The sequence below is a fragment of the Haloferula sp. genome (assembly GCF_049672945.1).
Taxonomy (GTDB): domain Bacteria; phylum Verrucomicrobiota; class Verrucomicrobiia; order Verrucomicrobiales; family Akkermansiaceae; genus Haloferula.
The window spans coordinates 1-6,646 of sequence record NZ_JBATWY010000053.1 but is presented as its reverse complement, the minus strand read 5'-3'; the positions used below and the strand labels follow the sequence as shown (position 1 = coordinate 6,646).

The 6,646-nt window shown below is 55.4% G+C and carries 5 protein-coding genes; 4 read left to right on the top strand and 1 reads right to left on the bottom strand.

From position 1 onward, the window contains the following. Nucleotides 1-360: 360 nt before the first annotated feature. Together WBG04_RS04480 and WBG04_RS04475 are read left to right on the top strand one after the other, a co-directional pair. Nucleotides 361-1,809 carry a hypothetical protein gene (locus WBG04_RS04480; protein WP_424313181.1) on the top strand — a complete coding sequence of 483 codons (1,449 nt, stop codon included), beginning with the start codon at nt 361-363 and terminating at the stop codon, nt 1,807-1,809. 319 nt (nt 1,810-2,128) lie between these two features. Further along, entirely contained in the window at nt 2,129-3,028 is a 900-nt protein-coding gene (locus tag WBG04_RS04475) for a tetratricopeptide repeat protein (RefSeq protein ID WP_424313180.1), read from the top strand. Nucleotides 3,029-4,182: 1,154 nt separating this feature from the next. Here WBG04_RS04475 and WBG04_RS04470 read toward each other — a convergent pair. Next, nucleotides 4,183-4,956: a metallophosphoesterase family protein gene (locus WBG04_RS04470; RefSeq protein WP_424313179.1), complete on the bottom strand. Its 774-nt coding sequence runs from the start codon at nt 4,954-4,956 to the stop codon at nt 4,183-4,185. 259 nt (nt 4,957-5,215) lie between these two features. Here WBG04_RS04470 and WBG04_RS04465 point away from each other — a divergent pair, with 259 nt between their 5' ends. Both WBG04_RS04465 and WBG04_RS04460 read left to right on the top strand, forming a co-directional pair. Next, complete coding sequence (locus WBG04_RS04465; RefSeq protein WP_424313178.1) at nt 5,216-5,797, top strand: hypothetical protein; 582 nt, start codon at nt 5,216-5,218, stop codon at nt 5,795-5,797. Nucleotides 5,798-5,799: 2 nt separating this feature from the next. Then, nucleotides 5,800-6,309 (top strand): hypothetical protein, encoded by a 510-nt coding sequence (locus WBG04_RS04460; RefSeq protein ID WP_424313177.1) that lies wholly within the window; start codon nt 5,800-5,802, stop codon nt 6,307-6,309. Nucleotides 6,310-6,646 lie beyond the last annotated feature (337 nt).

Here is a 6,646-nt window from a genome sequence, read left to right as displayed (position 1 = left end):
AGCCCTCGGAGAGCAAGGTCATTAATGCATATCTCCGGCGGATGCCGTGAGTAGGCATTAATGCTCTTGACGCATGGTGGTTACAATGCGGTTGGGGAAGAGTCGGGATACACCTCAGGTGAGTAATGATCGTCCTAGGTTCTTAACTCAATACGGATAAGTCGATATTGAGCGATGGAAATTACTCAAATCTCAAATTAGACAATAATAAATTTGAAATTTGCCGGTGGGATAATCCAAGGAGGAATCATGAGTATAAATGGAGATTCATCAGATAGGTCCCTATGGCACGATATTGTCGATTCAATAATTCACAAAATAGACAAACTAGGCTTTGCGTCCCACGGGGCGGCCGAGTGGGTGAGAATACCCACCGAGGATAAATACAAATTCCGTAACGACTTTTCCGTGATCAAGGCGAAGGAATCAATTTACCTAGCCGGAATCGATATTCCCGAAGTCAGGGCAGAAAATTGGGAACCGGAACTTTGGGACGGGTCTGGGACGCTGGCGTCATTCTCTGCTAGTAGTGAGGTTGCGGCAGTCCGGGATTTTTTTCGGAAAAATGCGCGTGGTGTTCGGGGGGCCAGCGGAGGCAACTCGAAAAACATGCCACCACGACCACCTGCTGTAACTAATGCACCGGACGGCCAGTTGTTGACCTTGGCGTCCGAAATCGAATACCGTCAATCGCTGGTTAAGGTCCGGGAGGAGGCATACCATTACCATCGGTGGACATCTGGTGAAAAAGGAAGAAAGCAGTGGAAGAAGACGCCGACCCGCACAGGCAGTGATGTCATCAAGATCGAAGGGGATAGTGACGGCAGCTCGCTAGATCAACAATCAGAATCAGCATTGCCGCCAACTGAAGATGCGGCCAAAATGCGAACCGTTTGGAGTAAATCGGATCTGCGGCGGTATACGATCAATTGCCATCCGGCGCTGGCACGTGCCATGACACGAGTTCTGTCCGAGAGAAATGGCAAAGAGGAAGTGCGGGGATTCATGAAGGCCGCGGCGCAAGGTATCGCCGACGCGTTCGAGAAAATTACCGGCCGGAAGGTGATGGGAATTTCCGTGCATTTCGACTCCAACACCCCCCATTGGAATCTCTGGCACTGCGGCCTCGAACGCGTTCTCTATAGAATCAGAGAAAATGGAAAGGACCGGACCCGCTACCGGAGGACGGCTTTCAATCTCAATGCAACTGGTCCGGGGCTTCTCGCATGGGACCGAGTGCGTCGAAGCTTCCAACGACAAGGGAAGGATTTTCAACAAATCTGTAAATGGACACAAATGGAACTAGAGGAAGCGGAAGCGAGATGCATGGAGCGTCAAGGCCGGAGGCCCGGCGACTGGGTGGTAAATGAAGTGGCGGACAACATTTTAGAAGGCCTCATGTTTAAGGCTGGATGGGATCAACATGTAGAGTCAGGCTTCTCGGAATTCGTAGCACATGAGGTCATGCGATATGAAACTGGAATGGCAGGACGAGGCGCTCGTAACTTGAAGAAGCTTGCAAACGAGAAGCCAATACAGGAGATACACGACCTCGCCGGATCTCTTATCGAATTTAGACAAAAACTGAAAAAGGCCCAGCAAGCTTCCCTAGAACTTGAAGAGGAGCTAATCGGACTTCGCCGTATTCGGGATCTTATGGTGCAGTTTTGGGATCGGTTGCGCTCGACCAGGAAGTTGGCCAGGCTATTTGTTCTTGTGGGGCGACAGGCTCGGGGAATTTTACGATCTATTGGTAAGGAGATTGGCCGGAATTTCCAGGATCAAGATAGGGACACTCCCGATATTTAGCGTGAATCCCCCCAATCCACCTCGATTAACAAAGCCAAAGGGCTCGACTCACGAGCCGTCATCCTCGTCGGATGCGAGCCCATATCGGAAACGCTTTCCGATTTCGATGCCTACACCTGGTTCATGGGAGTCAGCCGGGCGAGACAGTTGCTGGCGGTGCTAGAGACGAATAGGCCAGCAGACGACATGGTATAGCCATCTGCAAAAAAACGTTACCACATGGTAACATTCCTAATCCTCAGTGAGATCCGGAAACCAATCCAATTTTCCCTAGTTCCATGCGGGACAAGCGGTCGCAAGTTCCCTTAGCCTCTCCCGCGTGACGGTATCCTTCCCCATCGATGATCTCCGCAAGTCCGTTCCCGAGGCGTCTACCCTTGATGGTCTCACGGGTGATGAACTGATCACGGCCCTTCGCAGGATGCTTGGAAAGCTGGCTGATGGTGCGAACATCACCGTGGACGCCGGCATCGTCACTCTCGACTTCGATGAGATTCCGTCCACTCGGATCGCAGAAGCCGAACGCCTCTACCCCAAAGCCGTCACCCGGGCAGCCAAGGGTGAGTTCCCCAAGGCCGCTTCGATCTACCGCCGGGTGCTTGAACTCGACCCCACCCGTCAGGATGCCAGACGGGAACTTGCCATGGTGCTGTTTGAAGTCGGTAAGGCGGACGACGCCGTGGACACGCTGCTTGATGTGCTCAAGACCGAACCTCGGGATTCCCAAGCTCTGGTGATCCTTGGCAACCACTACGCCCGGCAGGATTCTCACAGGGACACTGCACTCAAGCTCATCCAACGCGCCTGCGAACTCACCCCGGACGATGCGACCGTCCACAACAGCCTCGGTGGACTGTTGCTAGAGGGTGACGAACCCGATCAGGCAATCGAGGAGTTCAACCACGCCATTCGCCTCGATCCCAAGTTGGCCAATGCCTACTACGGTCGTTCGATGGTCGAGATGAATGCCCAGCGCTGGTCGGAGGCCCGCGACTCGCTGCAGGCGATGTTCGAAACGGCAACCTCAAGGAAAGCCGTGTGCGCCGCATGCTCGAAGCCGCACGGGACAACTACCTCAAAATCACCAACATCATTGCCAACGACCGGGCGAGCGAATCGTTCAAGGCATCCCAGAAACTCAAGGCCGTGGCCGAAGCTACTTCAGGCTTCCCGATCGCCATCAACGGGAAACAGCTCGGTGGCACTCTATGCGCTCTAACAAAAGCCGCATGGAACTACGACAGCGACCGTCATGTCATCGAGTTGAGCGAGCGACTCCCGGCAGAGATGGTCAAACACCACGTCATCGCTCACGAAGCTTGGCATCTCATCCTTGCCGGACAGGCGCGCGCCGATGGAACCAATCGCTTCTTTACCTCCAACGGCGAAAGGATTGCCGCCGCCGTCGAGTCCATGCGTCCGGAGATCCGACGGATCGCCCGAAAGAGAGGCTACGATGAAGGCACGCTTTCCGAAATGGTCAGCCGGGTGACACAGGACGGCCTCTCGCTACTCTTCAACGGTCCTCTCGACATCGTGATCGAAAAGCGCATCGCCGAGGTACCAGAACTGCGCGAAGCCCAGTTCTGCTCGCTCGTCCTGCAAGCCCACAATGCTGCCTCCATGGGACTGAAGCCTGAGAACCGCGCCGTCATCCCATCTCCTCTGATTCGATTTAACGACGTGCTCAATGGCGCGGCGGCTGTATCCCTCGACCGACTGACCCGAGGTGCCACCGACTTCGCATCGCTCTACACCCCGACAAAATCTCTCAAACTCGCCCGGGAAGTCGAATCGCTCGCCTACGAGTTCAACGGCAAACCAGGGAGCGAGTATGACCTCATCGACCACGTCGCCGGGCTCCTCGGAGTCAGCGACTGGTATCATTGGCGTCAGGACACCGGGAGCAGCACTCGACCCGCTGTATGTGCTGCCCCGGTCACCGGCGGAGTAACCGATTCGCTTGGCCTAAAAGCACGCTCCGCCGATGCTGTCCCACTCCTACTCGCGGCTCTGCAACGATTCGACAAGATGGACGATGCCCGCATCCTCGACCTGATCCACGAGGTCGGCACGCTCGCAGAGACCGGGATCAGCTACACCGACGACTCAAAGCGCCACCCCTTGAAGTCACTCCCCGGAGAGACCTTCACTGGACTCAACCTGATGTGCCTGCTCTATGCCGGAGTCCGCCGCACACTCCCTGCTGAATCCGATACCGGCATGGACTTGAACGACGAGTTCGCGACCGCCCTCGAACTCTATCACGCGGACCGCAACTTCTGAGCATCAAGTCGAGTGGCGAAGCTCTCCCAGTATCAACAAGCGCTGCTGGCGAAGTTCTCAACAGTTGGAAGAAGGCTGTGGAAGAAATCATTCATCGCCTCTCTTAAGAATAATGACTCTCCCATCAACGTTAAGCACCTGACTCCCACCGATCTCCGCGATTGGATCCTGCCAGAAGCAATGTCCAAAAATCACGAGGCCAGTTCCGAACCGCTCCATCGCCATCCTCACTGTCGGTTCCCCGATTCGCCCGGTCTCCGGATCATCAGGTCCACAATGAGTCAGCATTATATCAGGATTGGATCTCAACACCCCTTCGAGAAGTTTCAGATAATCTCCCGACCCTCGGCGCTGATTCTTCGTCGGTTTCCCCATAATTCCGCATAGGCCACCAATCTTGAGCCCCTCCCATTCCTGAATTTCTGCATCTAGGACGGAAGCGTTGAGCGGAAGATCACGAGCATCAAGGTAGTCGTGATTGCCATGCACCCCCATGACGATGGAGAAGTGCTTAGCGAACTCTTTCCAAACCGGAGCAACGTCTCCGCTTCCGCCTCGCTTGCCGCAATCCGGGCGATCATACAGATCACCAGCAAGCAAAATTCCTGAGGGCGATGGAATCACACCGCCATCCACGAGAAGGACCAATTCCTCCGCCACCGTTTGCCCAAGAAGTCTACCACCAACTCTCTCTCGACCTTGTAGATCTGCTGCCACCACTAGGGCATTCACACCCTCAGGTAGCCCGTCGACGGTGCATTCCAAAAACTCCAGGATCTGTTCCTGTGGCCTACCCGAATGACCAGAGCATACATAGCTCATGGTATGGACCGGAACCTCAGCAAAAAATTTGATTCTCATGTTGATTTTGCTGCTGCAGGCCGGGGCTTCACTGCTGTCCTTTAGTGCCTAGACTCGACCTAGTCACTCTCCCGATGAGCGAGCCAACCACTGCGGTTACAATAGCGCTCGCTTCCACTTACTCAATACGAACTCTCTCATTTCCCATGATGGTTAGACCGGAACTCGTAAGGATCAGCTGTAACTCACCTCTGAGAGCGGAGGCCAACCCGGTGCAGATTTGCTCGTCATCTCCGATCTACACCGGTACCTCTCCAGCATGAAAAGATCCCGCAGCGCCCAGCCTCCCGAGCGCCTCAAAGCCCTCGCCGATCAGGCCTTTGATTACGCACGGCACATGATGCGAACCTCGGGCTCTGTTCCTCCCACTGTGATTGCGGACACCGATGAAGGCTACGTCTTCTGCATGCCCTCGAACCTGGCGGATGAAGCCGCGAAGGACAACTTTGCAGAGGTCGCCAAAAAGCTGACAGTGGCGTGGAATGCACAAGCCCTTGTCATCGTGGTGGAAGCCTGGGTGAAGTTCGCTCGACCCGATGGCAAACTCGACATGGACATCCCGCCGTCCCAATCGGTGGATCGTAAGGAGGTCGTCGCACTGATGCTCGAAGATCGCTCCCGCTCCGCCACGAGCCTTGCGCCGATCATCCGCGACGACTCAGAAATGTTCGCCAGTCTGAATGCTCCGCCACCTCTCGAATTCAATGAAACCGGAGGACGCTTTGCCGGGTTGATGCCACGCCACCAACCGAGCGCCAGCGATGCTGCCTCAGCCAAGGCCGATCTACTGGCCATGGGCATGGACATCGTCAACCGAGGTTTCGATCCCACCATGAACTGACCGTGAACACCGCCAACGACAGCGACCCGATCATCATCGTCTTCAACAAGGCGCAGATCCGTGAGCGCAAGTTTGACCATTTCCTAAAACTCTACGGCAGGGACTCCCTACCAGAAGGCCCGAAACTTGCCGCCCTGATGGGGCGCTTCCAGTTTATTGTCCAGGGTTACGACAATGATCCCGCCGAACTCTACGGCATCCCGGAGGTGCGAAAGTTCTACCAACAAGTCTACCGTGTCTGGCCCTACTGGTTCTACTTCTGCGACCTACGCACCGAGACCCTCTGCCTGATGCCGAACCTCAGCAGCGTCAAACGCGTTGGCGAACCTCTCACCTGCGTCGAGTGCAACCCAATGGAGATCATCGCCTTCATCAGCAAAAACTTCGGCCCGCTCAACCTCATGATGGAACGCGCCGGGATGAGTGAGCTAGCGATCTATGTGCGGACCCGGGAGGTCTTCGAGCACTACCGCCTACCCTTCGACGCGCCGCCGCCGGAAGATGGGGAATGAGCGAGAGGAGGCAGCACCCGACTCTTCACTGCTACGACTCCGCAGGAAATCGTGCCAAGAAGTCGATCCTGCTCCGAATTCACTCCACTCCAACTCGTTCTATTCATGGGGGTCACGTCTTCCTTCCCACCTGTCCCGGGCTTGATCAGTATCCTAGCAGCGCTGGAGAGAATGCTCTTCTCCATCGCAAAAGCCTAGCCCCACGGTTGTCCGACCCCTAGCGTCAACAATCCTCGAACTACCTACTGTAGAATGAAATCCCTCTCTTCAAATCTGACTAACCACGAGCACCATATTGCTGGGCTTCGATCTCTATTGCTGGAGGTCGGTGCTGCTC

Bases quoted from the DNA above. Each gene is read 5' to 3' on its own strand.
- WBG04_RS04465 (WP_424313178.1), top strand. From the start codon at position 5,216: ATGAAAAGATCCCGCAGCGCCCAGCCTCCCGAGCGCCTCAAAGCCCTC.
- WBG04_RS04470 (WP_424313179.1), bottom strand. From the start codon at position 4,956: ATGAGAATCAAATTTTTTGCTGAGGTTCCGGTCCATACCATGAGCTAT.